This window comes from Candidatus Krumholzibacteriia bacterium (genome assembly GCA_035268685.1).
Classification (GTDB): domain Bacteria; phylum Krumholzibacteriota; class Krumholzibacteriia; order JAJRXK01; family JAJRXK01; genus JAJRXK01.
On record DATFKK010000111.1, the window covers coordinates 15,053 to 38,648 of the forward strand.

Consider the following 23,596-nt stretch of genomic DNA (forward strand, 5'->3'; position numbering starts at 1 on the left):
GGCGGTGCTGCGCCTTCCTGGGCACTGTTCCCGTAGTGCGAACGCCCAAGGAGGGTTCGAATCATGATCCGCAGTCTCGACGATCTGACCCGCTATGCATTCCGCGCGCGCGACGGCGACGTCGGCCGCGTCCACGACTTCTACTTCGACGACGACGCCTGGATCGTCCGCTACCTCGTGGTCGACACGGGACGCTGGCTCCCCGGCCGTACGGTCCTGATCGCCCCGCAGGCGATCGAAGGCATCGATTGGAACGAACGGACCATCGACCTGGACCTGACCAAGGAGCAGATCGAGAAGAGTCCGGAGCTCGACGAGGACGAGCCCGTGTCGCGACAGAAGGAGAGCGAACTCTTCGACTACTACGGGTGGCAGCCCTACTGGTTGGCGACACCCGGTGCCATGGATTCGGTGGCACCCGTGGCCCCGTTGCGCTCGCGCCCGGTGAGTGGCCGCATCGGGGAGCCCGCCGACGGTGGCGATCCCCATCTGCGCAGTGTGCGCGAAGTGAACGGGTACGCGGTCGCGTGCACCGACGACGACGCCGGTGAGGTCCACGACTTCGCCTGCGAGGACGACACCTGGACGATCCGCTACCTGGTCGTCGACACGCGTCGTTGGCTTCCCGGTCGAAAGGTCCTGGTGGCGCTGGACTGGATCGCCTCGATCGACTGGGCTGGTCAACGCATCGAGCTCGAGCTCACCTCGGAGAAGATGAAGGAGAGCCCCGAGTTCGACCCCACCGCGCCGGTGAACCGCCGCTACGAGGAACGACTCTACGACTTCTACGGTCGTCCCCGGTACTGGACCGCCGACGAGGAGGAAGGGATCCGATGAAGCCCGCCGACGCCGCCGCCGACGAACGATCGACACCGGTGCGGCACCTGCTCGTCAGCGACGTCGACGACACGCTGCTGGGCGACGACGAGGCGCTCGCCGAGTTCCGCTCGTGGTACGAGAGCGCGCGGTCCTGGCTCGACCTGGCCTACGCCTCGGGTCGGTTCGTCGATTCCGTCGTTGCTTCGATCCACGAGGAGGGCCTGCCCGCGCCGATCGCGGTGATCGGCGGAGTGGGCACGCAGATCCGATGGTACCCGAGTGGCGATCGTGTCGAGGAATGGCCGGTCACGGCGGGCGAGCGTTGGAGCGCCGACCGGGTGAGGGAGGTGCTCGCGAGCGTCGACGGTCTGCGGCCGCAGCCTGCGGCCTCGCAATCGGAGTACAAGATCAGCTACTACTTCGAGAACGCCTCGCCGGGGCAGTTGAAGGCACTGCGGGACCTGCTCGACGAGGCCGGGCTCTCGACCGACCTCGTCTACAGTTCGCGGCGCGACCTCGACGTGGTCCCCCGCGGGGTGAACAAGGGCTCGGCCGCGCGCTACCTGACCGAGCAGCTCGACGTTCCCGACGACCACGTGCTGGTGAGCGGGAACTCGGCCAACGACCGCGAACTGTTCCTGCCGGGATTCCGCGGCATCGTCGTGGGCAATGCCGACGACGAGCTGAAGTCCGTGGGGGCGGAGGGTGCGTACCTGGCCCGGCAGGGCCACGCGCGCGGAGTCCTGGAGGGGATCCGCGCCTGGACCGAGAGCGGTGAGCGCTCTTGAGCGACGACTTCGTCTCGCGCGAGGGCTACGAGCGGGCCCTGGAGCTCCTCGTGGCGTGCAGCACCGAGGACGGCTTCCTGGCCGCGACCGAGAACACGGCCAACTACCGCCGGGTGTGGGGCCGCGACGGATCGATCGCCGGACTGGCCGCCCTCGCGTCGGGCCAGGACGACCTGATCGCCACGACTCGGCGCACGCTCGAGACCCTGGCCGCCCACCAGGGGCCGCACGGCGAGATCCCGAGCAACGTCGACGTCCGCACCGAACGGATCAGCTACGGTGGTACCACCGGCCGCGTCGACGCCAACCTGTGGTTCGCGGTCGCCTGCGGTCAGTACTTCGAGCGCACCGGCGACGAGGAGCTCCTCGACACGATCATGCCCACCCTCGAGGCGGTGCGCTTCCTCCTCGGTGCCTGGGAGTTCAACTCACGCGGGTTGTTGTACGTGCCCGCCACCGGTGACTGGGCCGACGAATACGTACACGCCGGCTACGTTCTGTACGACCAGTTGCTCTACCTGCAGGCCCTGCGCGAGTTCTGTCGCCTGCACGAGCATCTCCACGGAAGCCGCGACCACGAGCTGTGCGACCGCACCACACGCCTGGAACGGATCATCCGCACGAACTACTGGATCGATCCGAACGGCGACGAGATCCCGCCCGAGGCCTACCACGAGGTCCTGTACGCCAAGGCGCGCGACGTCTCGGCCGACCGGCGGGGTTGCTACTGGCTTCCCTTCTTCGCGCCCGGTGGCTACGGCTACCGCTTCGACGCCTTCGCCAACGTGCTGGCGTCGCTGCTCGGGGTGTCCGACGAGGAGCAGTGTGGCACCGTGGACGACTTCACCGCCGAGGTCACCGACGACTCGTGGTTGTTGCCCGCCTTCCACCCGGTGATCACGCCGCGCCACGAGGACTGGACCGAACTGCAGGTCACCTTCTCCTACGAGTTCAAGAACGAGCCCCACGAGTACCACAACGGGGGACGCTGGCCGCTGGTCACCGGATTCCACGTGGCCGATCTCGCCCGCCGCGACCAGCTCGACCGGGCGCGCTCGTACCTGCAGGGGATCCACCGGGCGAACCGCAGCCCCGACGAGGACGGCGAGCCGTGGTCGTTCCCGGAGTTCCTGCACGGCACCCAGCACACGCCCGGCGGGACCCGCGACCTGGCGTGGAGTGCGGCCGCCGCCGTGATCGGCGAGCACGCGGTGCGCGGTGAGCCGATCCTGCGGTGAGGAGGTCACTGTCGTGAAGCGATCGATCCTGGTTCGCGCCCTGCTCACGCTGCTGTTGGTCACGGCGGCGCGCACCGGTGGCGCGGAGTGTCCCGACCGCGTTCCCGCCGAGCAACTGCGGATCGAGATCACCTTCGTCGACGTCGGAGCCGCCGGCCCGCCCTCCGGCACGGATCCCGGAGAGCTGGCGCCCGCCCGGGCCACCGACACGATCCTCGTCGACGGGGACGGCGCCGCCCGGGCCGATCTCCGCGGACCGGGCCAGCCCCGTCTCCGCGGCGAGGTCTCGGTGGAGCGCCGCGTGATCGCCGATCTGCTGGCCCAGTTCTGCGAGGAATCCGACGAGGCCCGCGCCGGTGTCGTCGAGGAACCCGTCTACGAGTACCACCGTCGCGGTGACGAGTACCGGCGCACGGATCGATCCGTCCAGCCGAAGGGCACGACGGTCCGGGTGAAGATCCAGGTGGGGACGACGGTGGTCGCCTCGTCGGAGCACGACTTCGAGTCGCCCACCGATCAGCACCTGCTCGAGATCGTCTGGAGGCTGCGGCAGCGGGTGTTCGAGGAACTCGAGGCCCGCGCGCAGTGAAGCCTCAGCGGCCGCGGGACGCCCGGCGCATCCAGCCGGTCCAACTGGTCCGTTCCCGGCGCGCCGGGAGCACCTCGTGTTCCAAGTCCTGACTCAGGAAGACGACCAGCACGCCGCCGGCCGGGGGAACCTCCAGGGTCCTTCCGTCGTCGAGGAACACGCGCAGGCGCCCGCCGTCGCCGGGGGCCCAGTCGTCGTTCAGGTAGAGGCTCGTGGTGACGACCCGGGCGTCGCTGTCGGAGTGCTGGTCGCGGTGGCGCACGTAGGTGTGGCCGGCCGGGTAGACGGCCAGGTGGGCCTCGTAGTCGGTCAGACCGAGGTAGAGGTGCCGGTTCAGGACGAGGCGCAGATCCTCCATGACCGTCAGGAGCGGGGCCTGTTCGCGGGTCGGCCGGGCGGGATCCACCCAGAGCACCTCGTCGCCGCGAACCTCGAGGACGCGCCGCCAGCTCGCGCCGCGGCCCACGCCGGCCGGTCGGAAGGCGCCGGTGGTCCGCAGCGCATGAGCCTCGGTGCGGAGGCGCTCGACGAAATCGGCCGTGACGAAGTCGTCGACGACGACGTGGCCGTGGTCGGCGAGGCCGGCCACGATGCGGTCGGCGTGCTCGGCGAAACGGGGGCAGATGGACCGTGGCCGCGGCTTCCCCGCCGACCGGTCGCGGGGATCGGAGATCGCGTTCAAGGGCGGGCCTCGCGGTGGGAGACCGCCACAATCTAGCCGTGTCTCTCCCGGAGCACCCGTGAGGCCGCGACCATGGCGTCGAGTTTGCGGCCGGCGTTCTCGGCCTCGTTGACGCACCGGTTGGCGAAGCAGCCGAAGCCGCAGTCGGGATTCAGCAGGATCTGCTCGGGTCGCCAGAACTCGAGGGCCCGCTCGGCCTGCCGCACGATGTCCTCGACGGGCTCGGGATCGTCGGTCCGCGGGTTCACCACGCCCAGGCCGATCTCGCGATCGTTCAGCGCGCTTCCGACGACCTCGATGTCACCGGCCCTGGGCGTGGCGTACTCCAGCACGAGCTGGTCGACCTCCATGGCCTCGAAGCAGGGCAACAGTTTCGCGTAGTCGCCGGTCAGCAACACGTCCTCACGGCGGCTCCAGTTGCCGCGGCACACGTGCATGGCCGTGCGTACGCCCTCGACACCTCCGATCACCCGGTTGATCAGGTCGGCCGCGTATTCGAGCTCTGCACCCGCGTCCCGGCGGGTCGCCAGGGTCGCTCACATGAAGGTGCGGCGGTCGCAGTCCTCACCCATGACGATCTCGGTGAGCACCGGCTCGTCGAACTGCACGATGGCCGCGCCGGCGTCCCGCAGGTCGACGAGTTCGTCGTGCAGGATCCGGACGACGTCGTCGCCCATCTCGGTCTTGTCACCGTAGGAACGGTTGGAGTAGCCGTTCACCCACATGGAGCGGGTGAGCAGGTAGGGTCCCGGCAGGGTGACCTTCACGGGCGTGTCGGTGAGTTCCTGCACGAAGCGGAGCTCGTCCACGGCCAGGGGCTCGCGGCGCTCGAGGCGTCCCGTGCACGTCGGGTTCTTGATGGCCGATGCCGGGACGTCGAGCGTGGCGAGCATCTCGTCGAAGCTCGACTTGTCCTCGACGGTGTCGAGCATCTCGGCCAGCGACATGAGCTCGGTCCCCTCGAGCTTGTCGGTCACGAACGAGTAGAAGTTGTCGCGGTGGTGCTCGCCGTCGGTCACGACGTCGACACCCGCCTGCTCCTGGCGTGCGACGCAGGCCCGGACCTCGTCGTCGGCGATCCGGGCGAAGTCCTCGCGGGACATGCGACCCTTCTGCCGCGCACGGAGGGCCTTCAGCAGTTCCTTGCTCCGGGGCCAGCTGCCCACGGTGGTGACGTCGAACATCGGGTGGTCCTCGGGGGGAGCGTGGGCGCGAAGAGGGTGAGCGGCCGCCCGATCGGACGGCCGCCCCGATGGACTAGCGCAGCATGTCGAACAGGTAGGCGTAGGTGAGCGCCCACATGTACGCGCGCTGGTTCTGGTTGGCAGCCATGCCGTGGCCGCCCTCGGTGTTCTCGTAGTACAGCACGTCGTGGCCCATGTCGGTCATCTTCTTCACCATCTTGCGCGCGTGGCCGGGGTGTACCCGGTCGTCGCGGGTCGAGGTGTAGAAGAGCGCGCGCGGGTAGTCGGCGTCCTCCTCGACGTTCTGGTACGGCGACCACTCCTTCATGTACTTCCAGTCGTCGGTGTCGGGGTTGCCGTACTCGGCCATCCAACTCGCGCCGGCCAGGAGCTGGTGGTAACGCTTCATGTCGAGCAGCGGGACCTGGCAGACGACCGCTTCGAACAGCTCGGGGCGCTGCACCATGACCGCACCGACCAGCAGGCCGCCGTTGCTGCCGCCGGCGATGCCGAGGTGTTCGCGCGAGGTGATGTCGCGGTCGATCAGGTCCTCGGCCACGGCGATGAAGTCGTCGTAGGCCCGCTGGCGGTTCTCGCGCAGGGCCGCCTGGTGCCAGCGCGGACCGAACTCACCGCCGCCGCGGATGTTGGCGATCACGTACACGCCGCCGCGCTCGACCCAGGCCTTGCCCGTGGCCGCGGAGTAGCGCGGCAGCATGGACACCTCGAAGCCGCCGTATCCGTACAGCAGCGTCGGGTTCTGGCCGTCGGCCTCGAATCCCTTCGGGGTCATGACGAAGTAGGGGATCATGGTGCCGTCGGCCGACTCGGCCTCGTACTGCACCACGTCCATGCCCGAGGCGTCGAAGTACTCGGGCGTGCTCTTCACCTTCTCGGGCTCGGCGCCCGGACGCTTCAGGTAGAGGCTCGAGGGTGTGAGCGGATCGGTGTAGGTGAGGAAGTAGTGGTCGTGCTGATCGCTGGTGGCGGCCAGGCCGACCGAACCCATGCCGGGCAGTTCGACCTCGTCGCGCGTCCAGGCGCCGTCGTCGTAGGTCAGCTCGTACAGACGGCTGCGCACGTTGTCGAGGGTGACCAGCAGCAGACGGCTGCGCGTGTTGCTCACGCCCGACAGCGAGACACGCTCGCTGGGCTCGAAGATCACGTCGAAGTCGCGGCCACCGGCGAGGAAGGCGTCGAGGTCGATCGACAACAGCGCGCCCTTCGGATACGTCGTGCCGTCGACCTCCCAGTCCGACCGCAACGAGAGCATCATCTGGCCCTCGAAGAAGCCACGGGGCTGGGCGTCGCTCGGGATGTCGAGCTTCACCAGATGGCCGTCGAGCAGCATGCGGTACGTTCCGCGGAAGAACTCCGGCGTCTGGTAGACGAGGTCGTAGTCGCCCTGGTCGGTGCGGTTGGTGAAGGCACCGACCGAGACGTCCGTCTGCTCGCCGGCGTAGACCAGCTCGGCCTCCTCGAGCGGGGTGCCCCGCTCCCACAGCTTCACCAGGCGCGGATAGCCCGAATCGGTGAGCGAGCCCTCGCCGAAGTCGGTGCCCACCCAGACGGTGTCGATGTCCTTCCAGCCGACGTTCGACTTCGCCTCGGGCAGCTGGAAGCCGTCCTCGACCCAGGTCCTGGTCGCGGCGTCGAACTCGCGGACCACGGTGGCGTCGCCCCCGCCGCGCGAGAGGTTCACCAGGTAGCGCCGGTAGTCCGGCCCCAGGCCCTGGGCACCCTTCCAGACCCAGTTCTCGCCCTCTTCCTCGGCCAGGGCGTCGACGTCGATCACCGTCTCCCAGACGGGCTCGTCGCTCAGGTACGAGTCGAGGAAGGTCCGGCGCCAGACGCCGCGCACGTGCTCGGCGTCGCGCCAGAAGTTGTAGAGCCACGGGCCCTGGATCGACACGTAGGGGATCCGGTCCTGCGAGTTGTAGATCTCGAGCAGCTCCTGGTGGATCTCGTCGAACTCGGGGATGGCCTCGAGCTCGGCGGTGTCCTCGGCGCTGCGCTCCTCGACCCACTCGAGGGCCTTCTCGCCCTCGACCTCCTCCAACCACAGGTAGGGGTCGTCGTCGGAGGCCAGGGCCGGTGTGGTCACCAGCAGGGCACCGAGGGTCAACAGCAGGACGAAGCGGGGCATGTCGGCTCCCTTCGAGGGACGGGTCGTGGATACGGCAACGGTGCAATGTAAGGACTCCGTGCCCCCGTGTCAGGCACCGGCTCCGATCAGTCCTCGCCGTATCGGCGCTCGGTGAACCAGGAATCCGGATCGGTTCCGAGGAACGCGGCCATCTCGCCGACCACGTCCTCCGGGCGGTGCAGCAGGCCCTGGGCCCGGAAGTCGTTGAAGGTCTGGTGGCCCGGGAAGTGGTCGGGCGAGGTCGAGCGGGCCTCGCGCTGCATGTCGGTCTCGACCAGGCCGGGTTCGTAGCTGAACACCGCGGCCTCGTGGGACTGCAGTCCGGCCTCCTCGAACTCGGCGGCCAGGGTCTGGCCGGCGATCCGCAGCGCGGCCTTGGTGGCGCAGTAGTCGCCCAGGCCGGGGTAGGCGGAATGGGCGGCTCCCGACGACACGTTCACGATCCGCAGCCGGGAGCCCGCCGGCCGGATCTTCGCGAACCGGCCCATGAGGAACTGCGGGGCCGCCGAATTCACGGCGAACATCCGCCCCAGATCGGTGGCCTCGACGGCACGCATCCAGCTCAGCGAGCCGAACAGGGCCGCATTGTTCACCAGTCCCAGTCGCTCGACGCCGTCGAGCCGGGCGCCGACCACTTCGTCGACGAGCCCGGGCAGGGACTGAAGTTCGCTCAGGTCCGCGGCGTGGTGCGTGTAGCGATCGTGCTCGATCCCGGGGTCCCGGCGCGCCACACCGACCACATGCCAGTCGTCGCGGAGCAGGAGGTCGACCAGGGCGCGGCCGATGCCCGAACTGCTTCCCGTGACCAGTACCAGTTTCTGCGCGGAATCCATGGTCCTCCGATCGCCGTCAGACGACGGCCAGCTTCATGTGCAGGGTGCAGGCCTTGCGCAGCGTCGCGGCGATCGGCGACCTGGCGACCGCACGCTCGAAGCATGCGCCCAGAGCCTCCTCGTCGTCCATGGACGAAGCGAAGCACTTGAGCGTGATCTCGGAGAAGCCGGGGTCGCCCTCCTCGGCGAGGCCCATCACCACGAGCACGTTCTCGAGCCGGCCGGTGGCGGTGATCTCGATGTCGTCGACGTCGAGCGAGGCCTGGCGGCACTCGTTGGCGAAGCCCGTGCTGATCGAGGCGGTCAGCGCCGTGAGCAGGTACTCGACCGCGCTGGCGTGCTCGTCGCGTTCCTCGAAGCTGGCGGGCTGGCCGACCTCGACCGTGAAGTTCCGGAAGTAGACCTTGCTGCGCATGGGCCCGGTGGAGCGGGCACGCACACGCCAATCGTACTCGCGGGCCTGTTGGAGGTCCTCGTCCAGGCCGTCGTCCTCGGCCTCGGCGGGCTCGCCGCGCCGCACGAAGTAACGCACGGTGCCGGGTTCGTCGTCGGTGCGCTCTCCGACGTACTCGTGGCCGGTCATGCGGCACCAGGGCGGGAGGTCGTCGCGGACCGTGGCCTCGCGGCTGCGGATCTCGAGGATCCCGCCCACCGGCACCTGCTGGATGTGCTGGCGGATCAGCAGCGCCAGCCCGCTGCCGCAGTCGAGGTCGCCGCCGTCGAAGACGTGGTCGGCGGCCGGGCCGTTCGAGCGATCGGCCATCACGATCAGTAGGCGCAGTAGCCGGAGCCGTCGGCCAGCCACTCGACCAGGGCGGCCCCGCCGGCGGGTTGCGCACCCTCGATCAGGTCGTCCTCGCCGATCGAGCGCTTCTTCATGCACGGCGAGCAGACCCAGATCTTCCCGCCTCCGCGGACGAACTTGTCGACCAGCTCCTTCAGCGGCGCGAAGGGCTCGCCTTCGTCGATCTTCTCGGCCTCGCCCGGGGCGGCGGCCCAGGCACCGTCGGCGCTCAGGAAGACCATGGTGTCCTTCTCGCTCGCCAGTGCGGCGTTGGCGACCACGAAGGCCAGGGTGGCCTTGTCGCCGTTGGTGCGGGATTCGGAGAGGGTGACGCAGAACTTGTTCGACATGTGCGCGGAACTCCGGGTTCGGGGACGGACGCGAATTCTGAACACTCGCACCGCGACGGCCCTCCTGCACGTCAAAACCGGGTCAAGGATGGAACGCGAACGCGGCGCCGGAGGACTCCGACGCCGCGTCCGACCGCAGGTGTGCGGGCCGCTATTTCAGCAGCACGACGCGCGCGGCGTGGCGCCCGGCGTCGGTCTGCAGACGCAGGTAGTACACGCCGCTCGAGACGGTCCGCCCGTCGTCGGTCCGGCCGCGCCAGGTGACCTCGTGGAGGCCGGCACCCCTCACGTCCCGGAGCAGGGTCCGCACGTGACGGCCGCGCGCATCGAGGACGTCGAGTCGCACGGGCTGCTCGCGTTCGAGGGAGAATTCGATCGAGGTCCGCGGATTGAACGGATTCGGTGCGATCGACACGAAGCCGGCCCTCGTCGCGGCCGGCGTGTCGCTCCACGGGTCGGTGACCGAGGTCCCGCCCTCGACGGTCACCGTGAAGGTGCAGAAGCCGAGGTTGCCGGCGGCGTCGGTGGCGGACGCGGCGACGACCGTGTCGCCGATCGGCAGGACGTCCGGCAGGTTGAAGACCGGGACCACCGACGATTCGCAGTTGTCGCTCACGGTGACCGCCTCGAGGGCCGTCAGCACCGAGGGATCGTCGCTCGGCAGTCCCTCGGCCGTCGTCGCCGACAGCACCACCGTGTCGGGACAATCCAGGGTGGGAGGTGTCGTCTCCTCGGTGGTGGTGAAGTCGGCATCGCTGATGTCGAAGAAGACGTTGCCGACCCCTTCGATGCGGATCCGCGCCTCGGTGGTGGCCGCGCAGGGGGTCAGCACCGTCGCCTGGCCGTCGTTGGGCGTGGCCGCGACGGCCTCGGTCCAGGTCACCCCGCCGTCGGCCGAGGTGAGGATGCGCACCTCGTCGGTCACGCTGCCGCCGGCGTCCCAGGTCACCGTGATCCCGGTGCCGGCCTCGAAGGTCTCGCCCCCGTCGGGAGAGAGCACGCGGAAGGGGTCGCCGCTCACGTTGACGAACTGCGAGCTCCAGACCACGGCGCCGCCGTTCGGGTTGTTGTCGCGTACGAGCACGCGGAAGGTCATCTGCCGATCGACGGTCGGCAGGAACTCCCACGGCGTGACCGTACCGCGGCGGTAGGCGTTGTAGCGTGGGAACGAGCGCGAGGGCTCGGGCACCGGCTCGAAGTTGCGGAAGGCCGGTCCGTCGGCCGGGTCGACCGGCGGGCTGGCCGGACCGAGGTCGTGCTGTTCCCAGCTGTAGGTCAGGGCGTCCCCGTCGGGATCGGTCACGTTGGCCGTGAGTTCGAAGGCCGTTTCCCGCGGGATCGTGAGGGTTGGCAGCAGGTCGATCGCCGGGAGCGAATTGCCGGTCGGCTCGGTCGTCCCGCACGAGCTGGTGGAGATGATCCGGTTGGTGATCTGCTGCTGAGAGCCCGAGTTGAACACGTCGATGTCGTCGTTGAGGACGTTCTCGGCCCCACAGATGCCTGCGTAGGACATGATGGTCACGCCACTGCCGATCTCGTAGGCCCAGCTCGACGAGCGGTTGCCGTTGCAGCCGCCCTGCTCGCTGTTGAAGCTGTGGCTCGATCCGAGCTGGTGGCCCACCTCGTGGATCATCACGGGATAGACCGCCCCGGTGCTCGCCGACCCGAGCAGGGTGCCGCCGCCGCCCTTGAAGCTCGAGTTGCACTGCACGCCCACGTAGGCCAGGCCACCGGCGGGATTGCCGGGGTTCACGCTGATGACGTGGCCCACGTCGTAGGAGTTGGTGCCGATCTCGGCGTCCAGGGCCTGGTCGTTCTGCACCAGGAGGTTGCTGTCGAGCACTCCGCCGTTCGGGAAGGGGTCGGTGGCGGGGTCGGTGTAGACGTTCATCGCGACGAGTTCGAAGCGGACCGAGAACTCGTTGATGTACAGGGTGTTCATCAGGTTCACGAGTGTCGTGATGATGCTCTCGGTGTTGGCGACACCGCCGGCCTGGGTGGTGAACTCGCCGGTGGCGGTCATGGCGAAGCGATAGGTCCGCAGCTGGGTGCCCAGGCGCCGTTCGAGGGCCACGCCGGGATCGGGGAGCTGCGAGACGATCTGCTCGTCGCCGGTGCCGCAGCCGAAGCGCCGGGGCGCGGCGTCGCGATCCCACCAGGCGACGGCGAGCTCGGGGCCGAGCTCGCGCAGGTTGTCCAGGGTCCAGCTGCCGTTGACGGTGCGGACGCGGGCGTGGACTCCCTGGTCGGAGACGCCGAAACGCACCCGGGCGTAGGGGTCGTCGAGGCCGACTCCGGAGAATGTACGGATGTCGGGCCGGCGGGCGGCGAGTTCGGGGGCGAGGACGGGGTCCTCGACCACGCGGAAGCGCTGGGGCTGGCCGTCGGGATCGGGGAGGAGGAACTCGACACCGGGGTCGCCGGTGTAGGACTTCGGCGCAGCGCCGAGCTGCCGCCGGAAGTCCTCGGCGTCGACACCGAAGGTACGGTAGACCTGCGCCAGGTCGTCGGCGGCGGTCGAACGGGCCAGCCGGGGGGCCTCGTCCGTCCACCAGGCGGTGGCCGCCGTCGCGGGCGCGGAGGTCGCGAGGGCCAGGCAGACGATTCCCAGCACCGTGGCCGGTGCGCGTCGGGAGCTACGGAACATGGGAACACCTCTCGGGACGATGTCGAGCACAGGGGGCGGCAGGTGCGGCGCGATCGGATGCAGTCGAAGGCAGCGGCAACCGGGAGGCGCTACCCGTCGGGACGGCCGCCTCCGCTACCCAACAGTATGCCGTCGGGGAGGCCCGCATTGCAAGGCGCTCCCCCGAGGGACGCCGGCTGCGGCTGGTGACCTGCGGATCCCGTTGTAGACTCCCCCGGGTCGGCAGGAACCTCCTGCCTCGGTGTCGTCGACGCCGAAGGACCCGCGAGAGGAGATCGACATGGGAGTCGTGGACGGTCGCAGAGTGGTCGTGCTCGGAGGTGCGGGTGCGGTCGGTGAAGGGATCTGCCGTGTCCTGTTGCGGCAGGGGGCACGTGTCGCCGTCCCCGCGCGCGACCAGGACAAGCCCGAGCGCCTGCGCGAGGCCCTGGGCGATCCCGACGGGCTGGTCACCCTGGTCGGCGAGGCCGCCCACCCCGACCATGCGGCCGGTGTCCGCGACGAGATCCTCGAGCGCCTCGGCGGCGTGGACGACGTGATCGTCTCCATGGGCGGCTGGGTCCAGAACGGCAAGCTGGTCGACGACGACATCGGCGTGTGGATCGACCGCGTCTCGCGCAACAACCTCCTGGCCCATCTGGTGGCTGCGCAGACCTGGATGCCGCATCTGCTCGAGCGCGACGGGGGCAGCTTCCTGATGATCAACGGCAGTGCCGGGCTCGAGCCCATTCCCGAGGCCGGCTTCGTGAGTATCGCCGCCGCCGCGCAGCTCATGATCAAGGACGTGCTGGTGGCCGAGCATCCCGACACCGCCGCCCGCGTGAACGCCCTGGTCCTGATGACCCCGATCCGGTCGTACAAGCTCACCGAGGGCGATCCCGAGTGGTTGCACTGCGACGAGGTGGGAGCCATGTGCGCCCACCTGTTGTCCGACCGCGGAGCCGATGTCCGGGGCGAGTCGATCGAGTTCGGGCGTCGCGATCAGGTGCCGACCCTCTGAACCGGAACGCAGATCCGAATCCGGTGGCGAGCGAGCCCGCCTGGTCTACCCTGGTCGTCACCGGGACCGAAGAACCCATATCGCAGGAGAATTCGATGGCCGAGATCACGCTCAAGGGGAATCCCGTCCACACCAGCGGCGACCTGCCCGCCGAGGGCGACAAGATCACCGACTTCAAGCTGGTGGACGTCGACCTGGCGGAGAAGTCGCTCGGCGACTACGCCGGCAAGAAGAAGATCCTGAACGTCTTCCCGAGTCTCGACACGCCGGTGTGCGCCATGTCGGTGAAGAACTTCCACGCCAAGGCCGGCGAGCGCGACGACGTGGTCGTCCTGAACATCTCGGCCGATCTGCCCTTCGCGAACAAGCGTTTCTGCGGGGCCGAGGGCGTGGAGAACGCTTCGGTGCTCAGCACCTTCCGCAGTGGTTTCGGCGAGGACTACGGCGTGCTGATCATCGACGGCCCGCTGGCCGGTCTGATGTCGCGCGCGGTGATCGTGGTCGACGAGAACGACAAGGTGGTCCACACCCAGCAGGTGGGCGAGATCACCGACGAGCCGGACTACGACGCCGCCCTGGCTGCTCTCTGATCGCCCGGGCGCGCCTTCCGCGCCCGGTGGGAATCCCGCTCCGGCCCCGGCCGGGGCGGGATCCGTCTTCCCCCGGACCTCCACCATGCCCGAACTCCCCGAGGTCGAACGGGGCCGTCGGATCGCCGAGGCCGCGGCCCGTGGCCGGCGCATCGCCCGCGTGAAGTGCGCCGACGATCGCATCGTCTACGACGGCGTGGCCCCCTCCACGGTGCAGCGCCGACTCCGCGGCCGCCGCGTGGAAGCCGTGCACCGCCACGGCAAGCAGTTGTGGTTCGAACTCGACGCGGGCCCGCACCCTCTCTTCCACTTCGGGATGACCGGAGCCTTCCGTGTTCCGCAGCAGCCGGATCTGCAGCTGCGCAGCGGACCGAAGGTCGACGGCCACGAGCCCTGGCCCCCGCGTTTCACCAGGATCCACCTGTTCCTCGAGGACGGCGGCGAGCTGGTCATGACCAACGCCCGTCGGCTGGGGCGGATCCGGCTGCGTTCCGATCCTCGGAACGAGCCGCCGATCTCGGCACTGGGCTTCGATCCGCTGCTCGGTCTGCCGTCGCCGAAGCGCTTCGTCGAGCGGCTCGGGCGGCGCACCGGCACCATGAAGGGCGTGCTCATGGACCAGTCCTTCGCCGCGGGGGTGGGCAACTGGATCGCCGACGAGGTGCTCTACCAGGCCGGAATCGATCCGCGGCGCCGGGCGAACACCCTCGCCGAACGCGAGATGCTGACCGTGCGCCGGGCGTTGCGCGCAGTGGTGCGCAAGGCCGTGGAGGTCGACGCCGACAAGGGCCGCTTTCCGCGGAACTGGCTGTTCCACGTCCGGTGGGGCAAGAACCCCGAGGCGCGGGCAGCGGGGGGCGAGGCCATCGAGTTCCTCACCGTGGGTGGGCGGACCACGGCCTGGGTCCCGGCACGGCAGCGTTGACACGATTCGGGCGTGGCCGCGACGACGGCGGCCCGCTAATGTCTTCCGACGTGGAGCCGTTCGCCCACACGCTCGAGCCCGGGGGTCGATCATGCGCAGGTTCTCGTTCGTTCTTCTCGTCGTTCTCGGTCTGACGACGGGTCCCGTGTTCGCACGCGCGGCGGCGCCTCCGGCCGAACTGCTCCGGCTGGTCCCCGCCGATCCGCTCGCCGTGGTGTACGTGCCTTCGGTCGAGACGCTCGAGCGCGACGTCCGCTCGCTGGTGGGTGTCTTCGCGCCGGAGGCGGCCGAGGGGATCTCCTGGATGGACATGCTGCCGCTCGAGATGCGCGGCCTCGAAGAGATCATGGATCCGGCCCGTCCGGCCGCCGTGGTCCTTCGGCTCATGCCGGGGACGCCCGCTCCCATGTTTTCGATGCTCGTACCCCTGCGCGACGCTTCGACCACACCCGACGAGATCGAGGCACGGCTGCAGGTCCGACCACTCGCCCTCGACGACGGCTACGCAGTGCTCGGGACCGACACCGCCTACGCTCCGGGGGACGGGGATCCCGCGCTACTGGCCGACGTGGCAGCCGTCGACGTGACCGCGCGCGTGGACATGGCCGGCCTGTTCCGGGCTCTGGGGCCGATGCTCGACATGTTCGTGCAGATGGCCCTGACGCAGCCACGCGAGGGCGAAGAGGGTGCGCCGCCACGATCCCTGACCGATGCCGAAGGAGCCGCGGCCGCGCTGGAACTGGTGGGCATGCTGCGCGAGGGGCTGGCCACGCTCGAGATCACCGCCGACGTCGATGGCGACCACATGGAGCTGGGCGGTGGGGTCGAATTCCTCGCCGACGGTCCCCTCGAGCTCGGCCCGCAGGGTTCGTTGGACGACGTCTGGGCCCACACCGGTGCGCTGGAGCCGGGGGCCGCCGTGTACATGGCCTCGGCCCTCGACCTCCGGAACCTCGAGCCGTTGGTCCGGGGATTCCTCGGTATGATGGCCGAGACCTCGTGGGAGCAGGGCGACTTCGACATGCTCTCGATGCTCTGGAAGGTGCAGATGGGGTCGCCGGCGCTGATGGAATCGATGAACCTGACGCCGTACGTGGGATCGTTCCACTTCGACTCGTCGGGCCCGCTCATGCGCTGGATCCAGCCGGCCGTCGATCCCGCTGCGCTGGGGGAGGCCACCGTCGCCGCGTTCGACGCGGCCACGTCTCTCGGCCTGCGGGCGCAGTGGGGCGAGACCCGGCGGGTCGGCGACTTCGGGGTCCGCTCGGCCGAACTCGACATGGACATCGAGACCCTGCTCGAGACCCATTCCGACGCCGACCTCGATCCTCAGGGCGAAGAGGCCGCGGCCATCCGGTCGATGATGGATCTCTGGCTGTCGACGGTCTGGATCGCGGTGGGTCCCGACCTCGCAGTGACGGCAATGGACGACGACGCAGCGGCGGTCGACGCACTGCTCGAGCGCTTGAGCGCGGCTCCGGCGGGTGAGGCTCCCGCCGAGCTGGTCGAGGCGCGCGCCTGGGCCGGTGACGGCGCCCTGGGCGTGACCGTCGTCGACGTGGGCCGGATCTTCCGGATGCTGAGCGACGTCGTCCCGCAGTCGAGCGACGACGTCGACTTCGAGGCCTTGCGCGCCGCATTCGCGGACGCTCCCTCGGCGCCCGTCTTCGGGGCCACTCGGGTCGACGGGACCTGGCTGCGTGGGCGTATGGAGATGCGGACCGAGTCGGCCCGAGCCCTCTGGACGCTCTTCCGGGGCCTGGGCGAGTCCGACCTCTAGTCGCCTGGTCGCCTAGTCGCCGCCGGTCTCCACCGACGGGAACACAACCTCGGCCGTGGGGTCCTCCTCGTAGACGACCCCGTGGCCGGGGACCCACTCGCCGTTCTTCAGGTACTCCGCGTGGCTCTCGAGCCGGCCGTCGTCGAGGATCCTCGAGGTCGACCGCACGGCGGTCACGCCCTCGTTCGAGCCGACGACCTCCTCGTGCGACACGAACATCCCGTCGTCGGCGACGATGGTGCCGGTGGTGTAGAAGCCCGCCGTGGTGAAGTAGAAGTAGATCAACCGCTCGCGTTCACGGTCGTACATCACCATGGTCTCGCCGCCGTACTCGCCGTCGTTCAGCGAGTGGACGATCCGGATCCCCTGGCCGTTCAGGGCCCACTCCCAGCGCTGCACGTCGACGCGCGGATTCTCGGGTGTCGAGTCGACGAACTCGCCGCGCCAGGTCTTCCCGACGAAGGGTGCGAGCACGGCCAGGTGCTCGTTCGGAGGGGCCGCTCCGGCGGCGAGGGGCTGCAGGAGCAGGGCGAGCAGGACGACGATCACGGTCGAGGAGGACTGGCGCATGGGAATCGGCCTCGGGGTCCGGGGGCGTGGAGTCTCGACTCCTCGGTGCGTTCGGGGCAAGTCCGGATCATCCGGCTCCCCGCGCTCCGGAATCGGCCACCGGTCCCCGCGTCTCGGTGAAGGCCATGCCTTCGTCGCCGAGATCGCGCAGCACGGGGCCATGGATCGACGGGTGCAACGGGAGGTGGGCCCCGACCAGGTCCAGTTCCCCGGTCAGGAGCAACCGCGTCACCATGACCACCGGTGCTCCCACGCTGCGGGCCATCGCCGTGAAACCGTCGGGTTCGCCGCGATGGACCATGGTCGAGCCGATGTGCTCGGCCGGCCGGTCGTCGTACTCCACGTCGAGTTCGTGCTTGATGATCACCACGTCGCGGTCGCCGTGCCTCAGCGGCATCTTCCGCGCCAGGAGATTGGTCAGCATGGCCGCTGCGGTCTCGCCCTGGCCCTCGATCTTCTCGTCGGAGAACAGTCCGAGCCAGCGCAGGTTCTCCATGATCCGGCCGGTGGGGCTGATGTCGAGGAACTTCGAGACCCGTTCCTCGATGTCGGGAACCCGGTCACCGGAGAGGATCATCGGCAGGAACATCTCGACGACGTCACGGTACGTCCTGTTCTCCAGGTCGGGAATGCGCAGGTGTTCGTTCGGCAGACCCAGGGCCACGATGCGTGACCACGTCTCGCTCCAGCCCGGGTAGCGCAAGGTGCCGCGGATCATGGTCTCGACCTCGTCGAGGCCGAAGCTCTGCATGTAGCTGAGCGAGTCACGGTTCGGATAGGCCTCGAGCCTTCCGACCCCATCGACGTCGACGTGCCAGGTGTGATGGAAGACGTGGTGGAAGGGCACGCACTTGATGTGCCCGTGCTCCATGTACTGCGCGCCCGTCTCGCTGCTCATGGCCACGTTGCGGGGGTTCCAGGTCACGACGTAGCGCATGGGATTGGTGTCGGCGTTCTCCGGTGCCGGGACTCCGCTGCCGTAGCTACGGAAGGCGCGTACGTGGCCCCCCTCGCGATCCACACGGTCGATGAGCGCCATGGCCGACATGTGGTCGATCCCCGGGTCCAGGCCCAGTTCGCACAGCAGCAGGGTGTTCTTCCGCACGGCCTCCTCGTGCATGTCCCGGATCGGGCGCGTGCGGTAGCTGACCGAGAGCATCGGCGTGGAGTGGGCGAGGCAGTCCCACGCGACCAGGTCGAGGAAGCGTGGGGCGAGCATGTTGACCACGACGTCGGCCTCGCCGATCCAGCGGTCACGGCTCTCCCCGTCGTTGATGTCGAAGGCGATCGCCCGTCCCCGGGTGTGATCTCCCACGCGGCGGGCGGCGAGGTCGGCGTCGCGGTCGCCGACGGTGATCTGCCAGTCGTGCTCTTGCGCCAGGTCGAGCAGGCGTGAGATCAGGTAGGGCGCGCTCTGTCCGGCGCCGAGGACGAGGATCTGCTTCAAGGTTCTCACGCTGGGTCGGGGGGCCGTGAGTCGGCTGCGGGCGCGACGACGAAGTGCGCCCGCAGCCCGGCGGACGCCCCAATGTGTACGGCCCGAGGCCGGGGCGCAACTGTGGGTTGCGGATCGGATGCCGTCGTCGGCTCAGCCCCCGACGAAGTCGCCGAACACACCGAAGATGTTCAGCAGCACGATGAAGATCACCACCGGGCAGATGTAGCGGACGAAGATCCACCAGAACGAGATCGACCTCTCGGAGACACCGCTGCCCAGCTTGAGTTCGGCGGCCGCCCCACGCCGACCCCAGATCCAACCGACGAAGATCGACAGCAGCAGCGCCCCCAGGGCCAGCGAGATGTTCCCCCAGAGGAAATCCATGACCGACAGGAAGTCGCTCTTGCCCAGGATCGAGAAGCCCTCACCGCCGAGGGCCGGCACGGCGCCCTGCGACAGCGCCGACGGCAGACCGATCAGGAAGCAGGCGACCGCCACCGTCCACACGCTCTTTCGCCGTGACCACTTCTTCTCGTCGACGGTGTAGCTCACGACGACTTCGAGCAACGACACGGTCGAGGTCAGCGCCGCCACCGAGAGCAGCAGGAAGAACAGCAGGCCGACGACCTGACCGGCCGGCATCGCGTCGAAGACCTTGGGCAGCGTCATGAACACCAGCGCCGGTCCGCCCGCGGGGTCCTCGCCTGCCGCGAACACCGCCGGAAAGATCATGAGTCCGGCCAGCAGCGCGATCCCCGTGTCGAAGAGCGCCACCGATCCGCCCGCGATCCGCAGGTTCGAGGTCTTCGGCAGATAGCTGCCGTAGGTGATCATGGCGCCCATCCCGAGGCTCAGCGAGAAGAACGCCTGACCGAGCGCGGCCAGCACCACCGGACCGTCCACCTTCGAGAAATCCGGTTTCAGGTAGAACTCCAGTCCCGCTCCGGCACCGGGAAGCGTCAGCCCCCGGACGATCACCACGAACATGAGCAGGAGGAGGATCGGCATGAGGATCTTCGCCGCGCGCTCGATCCCCTTCTCCACACCGCCCAGGACGACGAAGACCGTGAACAGCATGAACAGCGCGAAGAGCGGTACGACGACCACCGGATCCGCGATGAACTCGGTGAAGGGAAGGTCATGGGCCACGAATCCCTTGAAGACGTACCCGAAGACCCAGCCGGCGATGACTCCGTAGTAGCTCAGGATGAACACTCCGGTGAGCACGCCCAGCGCCCCGACGATCCACCACGGAGTGTTCGGCGCGATCGCCTTGATCGCGCCGACGGGATTCTTGTGCGCCGACCGGCCCACCAACAGTTCGGCGAAGAGATACGGCAGGCAGATCAGGGCGATGCACGCCAGGTAGATGATCACGAACGCGGCGCCGCCGTTCTCCCCCGCCACGTAGGGGAAACGCCAGATGTTGCCGAGTCCGATCGCCGATCCGGCGGCGGCGAGGACGAAGCCGAGGCTCGATCCCCATTGGCCGCGTGCGGGTCGTTCTTCCTGGGTCTGCATCGTTTCTCCTGCGTGCACCGGTGGGCGACCCGCGGCGGGCGGGCCTGGTGGGCCGGGATTCCGCGCCCGGTCGGGCGCGCGAGCCCGCGAGTCTAAGGATGCGATGAGGAAACGGTCAAGGTTCGCGAATCCGGCGAAAGTCGGGTGAGAGTCACGTTTCAGGTGGATGGATCCCGAGCGACGGCCCTGCTATACTCGGTCTGTATGCTTCGTGCCCGGGGGCGATTTCCGGAACGCGGACGATCGTACCCCAACCCAACCTCGAGCGCTTCAGTAAGGAACCCCATGATCAAGAGGCTCACGACCATCGTTTCGACCGTCGCTCTCGTGGCCGGTGCCGCCGGTGTGGCCACCGCCCAGACGAGCGCAGAGATCCACGGCGACCCCGGCTGCGCGCCGAGCCCGTTCGACGGCGACACCGTCACGCTGACCGGCGTCGTGTACGTCGAGGCCGGCACCTACAACAGCGGCTCCGTGTACTTCCAGGACAACACCGACGGCGGCATGACCTTCTTCGACTCGGCCTTCCAGGGCGTGCTCGCCGAGGGTGACGAGATCGAGGTCACCGGGACCGTCGGTGCCTTCAACGAGGAGATCCAGCTCAACGGCGTGACCGTGAACGTGCTCAGCTCCGGCAACGCCATCACCCCCGTCACCCTGACCAGCGGCGACCTGGCGGACGGCACCGACCAGCTCGGCAACTTCGTCGAGGTCGAGGGGCTGCTCAGCATCGTCAGCTCCGGCTTCAACAGCGTGTACGAGGTCGACGACGGCAGCGGTCCCGTGATCGTGTTCGTCGACGGCACCACCGGCATCGACACCGCCGCTCTGGACGCCCTCGCGGGCGACATCGTGCGTGTCCGTGGCTCCAGCAAGTGCTTCCAGGGCATCGGCGAGGTCCTGCCCCGCCGTGACGCCGACATCGAACTGCTGACCGTGGACAGCGACGAGACCAGCTTCGGCGAGGTCAAGGCCCGGTTCTAGGCCCGACCTTCGATCCGAACGGATCCAGGAGGGGCGTCCCGCGCGGGGCGCCCCTCCTCCGTGGTGCTCAGCCATCGCGGCGAGCTCCGTCGAGCAGCCAGTCCGCCATCACACGCGCGGCCTCGAGGGTCGACGGGCAGTGGATGTCGAGGAACTCTTCGTCGAGGGGGCGGTCACTCGGGACCTCACGGGCAGCGACGATGGCGCGCGCGCCGTCGAAGTTCACGTAGGCCAGTCGAGCGGTCAGTTCGTCGGGCGGACGCCCGAAGTCGCTTCCCGGCAGGATCGCCACTCCGGTCTCCTCCAACAGCTTCTCGCACAGGTCGCGGCTCGTGCGGATGCCACGCGCCGCCAGGGCCTCGCGGTGGTTGCAGAAGTCGGGGAACAGATAGAAACCGCCGCGGGGATCGATGACCTCGGCGCCGGCGTCGCGGAGCCGGCTGGCCAGGGCCCGGCCGAGCGCGCGCAGGACCCTCCGGCTCTGCTGCAGGTACTCTTCGATCTCGAGCCCGCCCTCGAAGGCCCGCACCGCGGCGAACTGGATCGGCGCCGAGGTCGACGTGTAGGTCTCGCTCGCGACGGCGGCCATGGCGTCGAGCAGCCAGCAGAGACCCGGCGGGAAGGTGAAGGTCCCGAGCCGCCAGCCGCCGGCACCACACCACTTCGACAGTCCCGCACTGACGATCGTGCCCTCGGGGTAGTAGCGCGCGATCGACACGTGCTGTCCACGGTGGTGCAGTTCGCCGTAGATCTCGTCGCTCACCACGACCATGCGGTACTTCCGGGCCACCCGGGCCAGGGCGCGCAGGTCGTCGGTGCGGAGCGTGTCGCCCGTTGGGTTGCTGGGGTAGTTCAGGATGACGATCCGCGGCCGGCCGGGGTCCTCGGACCCAAGTCGCTCGAGTTCTTCGGGCGTGAGCCTCCAGCGATTGCTCGCGCGGGTCTCCAGCCACCGCACCTGCCGGCCCAGGATGTGGGCCTGGGGCGCGTAGCTGACCCAGCTCGGTGTGGGGATCACCAGATCGCCGTAGTACACGAGCTGCAGAAGGAACATGAGCTCCTTGCTGCCCGGCCCGATCAGCACGTGGTTGCCTTCGCAGTGCAGTCCGTCGGTGCGACGGTGGTAGGCCGCCACGGCTCCGCGGAGCTGGCGGAGCCCGCGCACCGGTAGGTAGGCCTTCTGGTGGGCGTTCTGTCGCAGGGCCTCGATCACCACCTCGGGCACGGGAAAGGGCGACTGGCCGAGTCCCAGGCGGTACACGTCACGTCCTTGCCGCCGGAGCTCCTCGCTCCGCTCGTTGATCGCGAGCGTGGCCGATGCACGCATCCCGCGCACGTTCAAGTTCAGGTGGACCTCGGGAGCGGGACGCGACGCCATGGCGGACTCCTCGCGCGGTGGAGGGCGGGGGCGGCACCGCCTTGTCCGCCCCAGGCTTCGAAGCTAGCATCCCATCGTACGGGATCAATCGTCCTGACGTGTCACCCGCTGCGCGAAGGAACCGCCATGTCGCTCGAGAAGCTCAACGCCGGTCTGGCCCGGGATGTCGAAGCGCTCGCCGCCGAGGGTCGCGCCAAGGCGCCCGAGCGTGTCCTGAGCGGATACGTGCCGCCCCGCGACGGCCGCGGTCCGCGCTATCGGATCGAGGGCAACGACCAGGAGTTCCTGCGCATGAACTCCAACAGCTATCTGTCGTTGAGCCACGACGAGCGATTGCTCCACCGGGCGGACGTCGCCGCCAAGGACTTCGGTGTGGGTCCCGGTGCGGTTCGCTTCATCGACGGGACGTTCACCCCGCACGTCGCGCTCGAGCGCCGGGTGGCCGCCTTCTGCGGCAAACCGGCCGCGAAGATCTTCAACTCGGCCTACACGAGTAATCTGGGGCTCGCATTGGCCATCCAGAACCGCCAGACCTACTGGATCGGCGACGAGCTCAACCACAACTGCATCATTCGTGCAATGCGCATCGCCAATGTCCCGCGCGAGAACAAGGCGATCTACCGCCACAACGACATGGCGCACCTCGAGGAATGCGTGGAGCAGGTGCCCGACGGGATCGAGCGCGTGGTCGTGATCTTCGACGGAGTGTTCAGCATGCGGGGCGACACCGCCCCGCTCGACGAGATCGACGCGATCCTCGCGCCGCACCGTGATCGCTTCGCCGAGGGGTTGATCACGGTGGTCGACGACTCGCACGGAATCGGCGCCTACGGGCAGACCGGTCGCGGCACCGAGGAGTACGCCGGGGCGAAGGCCGACGTCGTCGTGGGCACCTTCGGCAAGGCCTTCGGGGTGAACGGCGGCTTCGTCGCGAGCAGTTCCGAGGTGGTCGAGGCCGTGCGCCAGAAGGCCGACACCTACATCTACACCAACCCGCTCAGCGCAGCCGATTGCGCGGCGGCGATCGAGGCCCTCGACATCACCGACAGCGACGAAGGCCGGCAGCGTCTGCGACACCTGCACGATCGGATCGCCCAGTTCCGTGCGGGCATCGGGTCGTTGGGTATGGAGTCGATCCCGGGTCCGCACCCCGTGGTTCCGTTGCTCGTGCGCGACACCGACCGGACACGGGCGATGGTCGGCGCGTTCTTCGAGCACGGCGTGCTCGTGGTGGGGCTGACCTTCCCGGTGGTGCCCAAGGGCGACGAGACCATCCGCTTCCAGGTCAACGCGGCCCACACCGAGGCCGACGTCGACGAGGTCCTGCGGGTGCTCGAGCGGATCCGCTGA

21 protein-coding genes are annotated in these 23,596 nt (G+C 68.9%); 10 read left to right on the top strand and 11 right to left on the bottom strand.

Translation table 11 applies throughout. The features are described 5' to 3' along the window. Window positions 1-63: 63 nt before the first annotated feature. From VKA86_10635 to VKA86_10650, 4 genes are read left to right on the top strand one after another with little or no spacing between them, the layout of a single operon-like run. Entirely contained in the window at window positions 64-837 is a 774-nt protein-coding gene (locus VKA86_10635; protein HKK71663.1) for a PRC-barrel domain-containing protein, read from the top strand. Then, the gene (locus VKA86_10640) at window positions 834-1,607 is read left to right on the top strand and encodes an HAD-IIB family hydrolase (protein ID HKK71664.1); all 774 of its coding nucleotides are present in this window, start codon (window positions 834-836) and stop codon (window positions 1,605-1,607) included. The genes VKA86_10635 and VKA86_10640 overlap by 4 nt, the downstream gene beginning before the upstream one ends. After that, on the top strand, window positions 1,604-2,845 hold the full coding sequence (locus VKA86_10645; GenBank protein ID HKK71665.1) for a glycoside hydrolase 100 family protein: 1,242 nt from the start codon (window positions 1,604-1,606) through the stop codon (window positions 2,843-2,845). The genes VKA86_10640 and VKA86_10645 overlap by 4 nt, the downstream gene beginning before the upstream one ends. Before the next feature lie 13 nt (window positions 2,846-2,858). Next, on the top strand, window positions 2,859-3,434 hold the full coding sequence (locus VKA86_10650) for a hypothetical protein (protein HKK71666.1): 576 nt from the start codon (window positions 2,859-2,861) through the stop codon (window positions 3,432-3,434). Between the two features lie 4 nt (window positions 3,435-3,438). Here the strand turns inward: VKA86_10650 and VKA86_10655 are convergent, their stop codons facing one another. The 7 genes from VKA86_10655 to VKA86_10685 form a co-directional block, all read right to left on the bottom strand. Next, window positions 3,439-4,116 (bottom strand): 2OG-Fe(II) oxygenase, encoded by a 678-nt coding sequence (locus VKA86_10655; GenBank protein ID HKK71667.1) that lies wholly within the window; start codon window positions 4,114-4,116, stop codon window positions 3,439-3,441. Window positions 4,117-4,148: 32 nt separating this feature from the next. After that, window positions 4,149-5,300: a cobalamin-independent methionine synthase II family protein gene (locus VKA86_10660; protein ID HKK71668.1), complete on the bottom strand. Its 1,152-nt coding sequence runs from the start codon at window positions 5,298-5,300 to the stop codon at window positions 4,149-4,151. Between the two features lie 73 nt (window positions 5,301-5,373). Beyond that, window positions 5,374-7,446, bottom strand: coding sequence for a prolyl oligopeptidase family serine peptidase (locus VKA86_10665; GenBank protein HKK71669.1), 2,073 nt, complete (start codon window positions 7,444-7,446; stop codon window positions 5,374-5,376). Between the two features lie 86 nt (window positions 7,447-7,532). After that, window positions 7,533-8,279 carry an SDR family NAD(P)-dependent oxidoreductase gene (locus VKA86_10670; GenBank protein HKK71670.1) on the bottom strand — a complete coding sequence of 249 codons (747 nt, stop codon included), beginning with the start codon at window positions 8,277-8,279 and terminating at the stop codon, window positions 7,533-7,535. 16 nt (window positions 8,280-8,295) lie between these two features. Then, a complete protein-coding gene (locus tag VKA86_10675; GenBank protein ID HKK71671.1) occupies window positions 8,296-9,042 on the bottom strand; it encodes an OsmC family protein in 747 nt (248 codons plus the stop codon). A gap of 5 nt (window positions 9,043-9,047) precedes the next feature. After that, window positions 9,048-9,413 carry a DsrE family protein gene (locus VKA86_10680; GenBank protein HKK71672.1) on the bottom strand — a complete coding sequence of 122 codons (366 nt, stop codon included), beginning with the start codon at window positions 9,411-9,413 and terminating at the stop codon, window positions 9,048-9,050. A 151-nt stretch (window positions 9,414-9,564) separates the two neighbouring features. Next, complete coding sequence (locus VKA86_10685; protein HKK71673.1) at window positions 9,565-12,060, bottom strand: M12 family metallo-peptidase; 2,496 nt, start codon at window positions 12,058-12,060, stop codon at window positions 9,565-9,567. Between the two features lie 289 nt (window positions 12,061-12,349). On the opposite strand from VKA86_10685, the gene VKA86_10690 reads away from it, so the two are divergent. The 4 genes from VKA86_10690 (at window position 12,350) to VKA86_10705 (ending at window position 16,355) form a co-directional block, all read left to right on the top strand. Continuing rightward, the gene (locus VKA86_10690; GenBank protein HKK71674.1) at window positions 12,350-13,060 is read left to right on the top strand and encodes an SDR family oxidoreductase; all 711 of its coding nucleotides are present in this window, start codon (window positions 12,350-12,352) and stop codon (window positions 13,058-13,060) included. A 95-nt stretch (window positions 13,061-13,155) separates the two neighbouring features. Then, a complete protein-coding gene (gene tpx, locus VKA86_10695) occupies window positions 13,156-13,650 on the top strand; it encodes a thiol peroxidase (protein HKK71675.1) in 495 nt (164 codons plus the stop codon). An 85-nt stretch (window positions 13,651-13,735) separates the two neighbouring features. Beyond that, window positions 13,736-14,575 carry a DNA-formamidopyrimidine glycosylase family protein gene (locus tag VKA86_10700; GenBank protein ID HKK71676.1) on the top strand — a complete coding sequence of 280 codons (840 nt, stop codon included), beginning with the start codon at window positions 13,736-13,738 and terminating at the stop codon, window positions 14,573-14,575. Between the two features lie 91 nt (window positions 14,576-14,666). Further along, window positions 14,667-16,355, top strand: a complete 1,689-nt coding sequence (locus VKA86_10705) for a hypothetical protein (protein ID HKK71677.1) — start codon at window positions 14,667-14,669, stop codon at window positions 16,353-16,355. A gap of 12 nt (window positions 16,356-16,367) precedes the next feature. Here the strand turns inward: VKA86_10705 and VKA86_10710 are convergent, their stop codons facing one another. The 3 genes from VKA86_10710 to VKA86_10720 all read right to left on the bottom strand — a co-directional run bounded on the left by VKA86_10710 (window position 16,368) and on the right by VKA86_10720 (window position 19,884). Continuing rightward, a complete protein-coding gene (locus VKA86_10710; GenBank protein ID HKK71678.1) occupies window positions 16,368-16,925 on the bottom strand; it encodes a hypothetical protein in 558 nt (185 codons plus the stop codon). Window positions 16,926-16,992: 67 nt separating this feature from the next. Next, window positions 16,993-18,381 carry a saccharopine dehydrogenase C-terminal domain-containing protein gene (locus VKA86_10715; protein HKK71679.1) on the bottom strand — a complete coding sequence of 463 codons (1,389 nt, stop codon included), beginning with the start codon at window positions 18,379-18,381 and terminating at the stop codon, window positions 16,993-16,995. Between the two features lie 132 nt (window positions 18,382-18,513). Then, entirely contained in the window at window positions 18,514-19,884 is a 1,371-nt protein-coding gene (locus VKA86_10720) for a sodium-dependent transporter (GenBank protein ID HKK71680.1), read from the bottom strand. A 285-nt stretch (window positions 19,885-20,169) separates the two neighbouring features. On the opposite strand from VKA86_10720, the gene VKA86_10725 reads away from it, so the two are divergent. Further along, window positions 20,170-20,868, top strand: a complete 699-nt coding sequence (locus tag VKA86_10725; protein HKK71681.1) for a hypothetical protein — start codon at window positions 20,170-20,172, stop codon at window positions 20,866-20,868. A 67-nt stretch (window positions 20,869-20,935) separates the two neighbouring features. Here VKA86_10725 and VKA86_10730 read toward each other — a convergent pair whose 3' ends face one another. Next, window positions 20,936-22,246: an aminotransferase class I/II-fold pyridoxal phosphate-dependent enzyme gene (locus tag VKA86_10730; protein HKK71682.1), complete on the bottom strand. Its 1,311-nt coding sequence runs from the start codon at window positions 22,244-22,246 to the stop codon at window positions 20,936-20,938. A gap of 126 nt (window positions 22,247-22,372) precedes the next feature. Here VKA86_10730 and VKA86_10735 point away from each other — a divergent pair, with 126 nt between their 5' ends. Continuing rightward, window positions 22,373-23,596: an aminotransferase class I/II-fold pyridoxal phosphate-dependent enzyme gene (locus VKA86_10735; protein ID HKK71683.1), complete on the top strand. Its 1,224-nt coding sequence runs from the start codon at window positions 22,373-22,375 to the stop codon at window positions 23,594-23,596.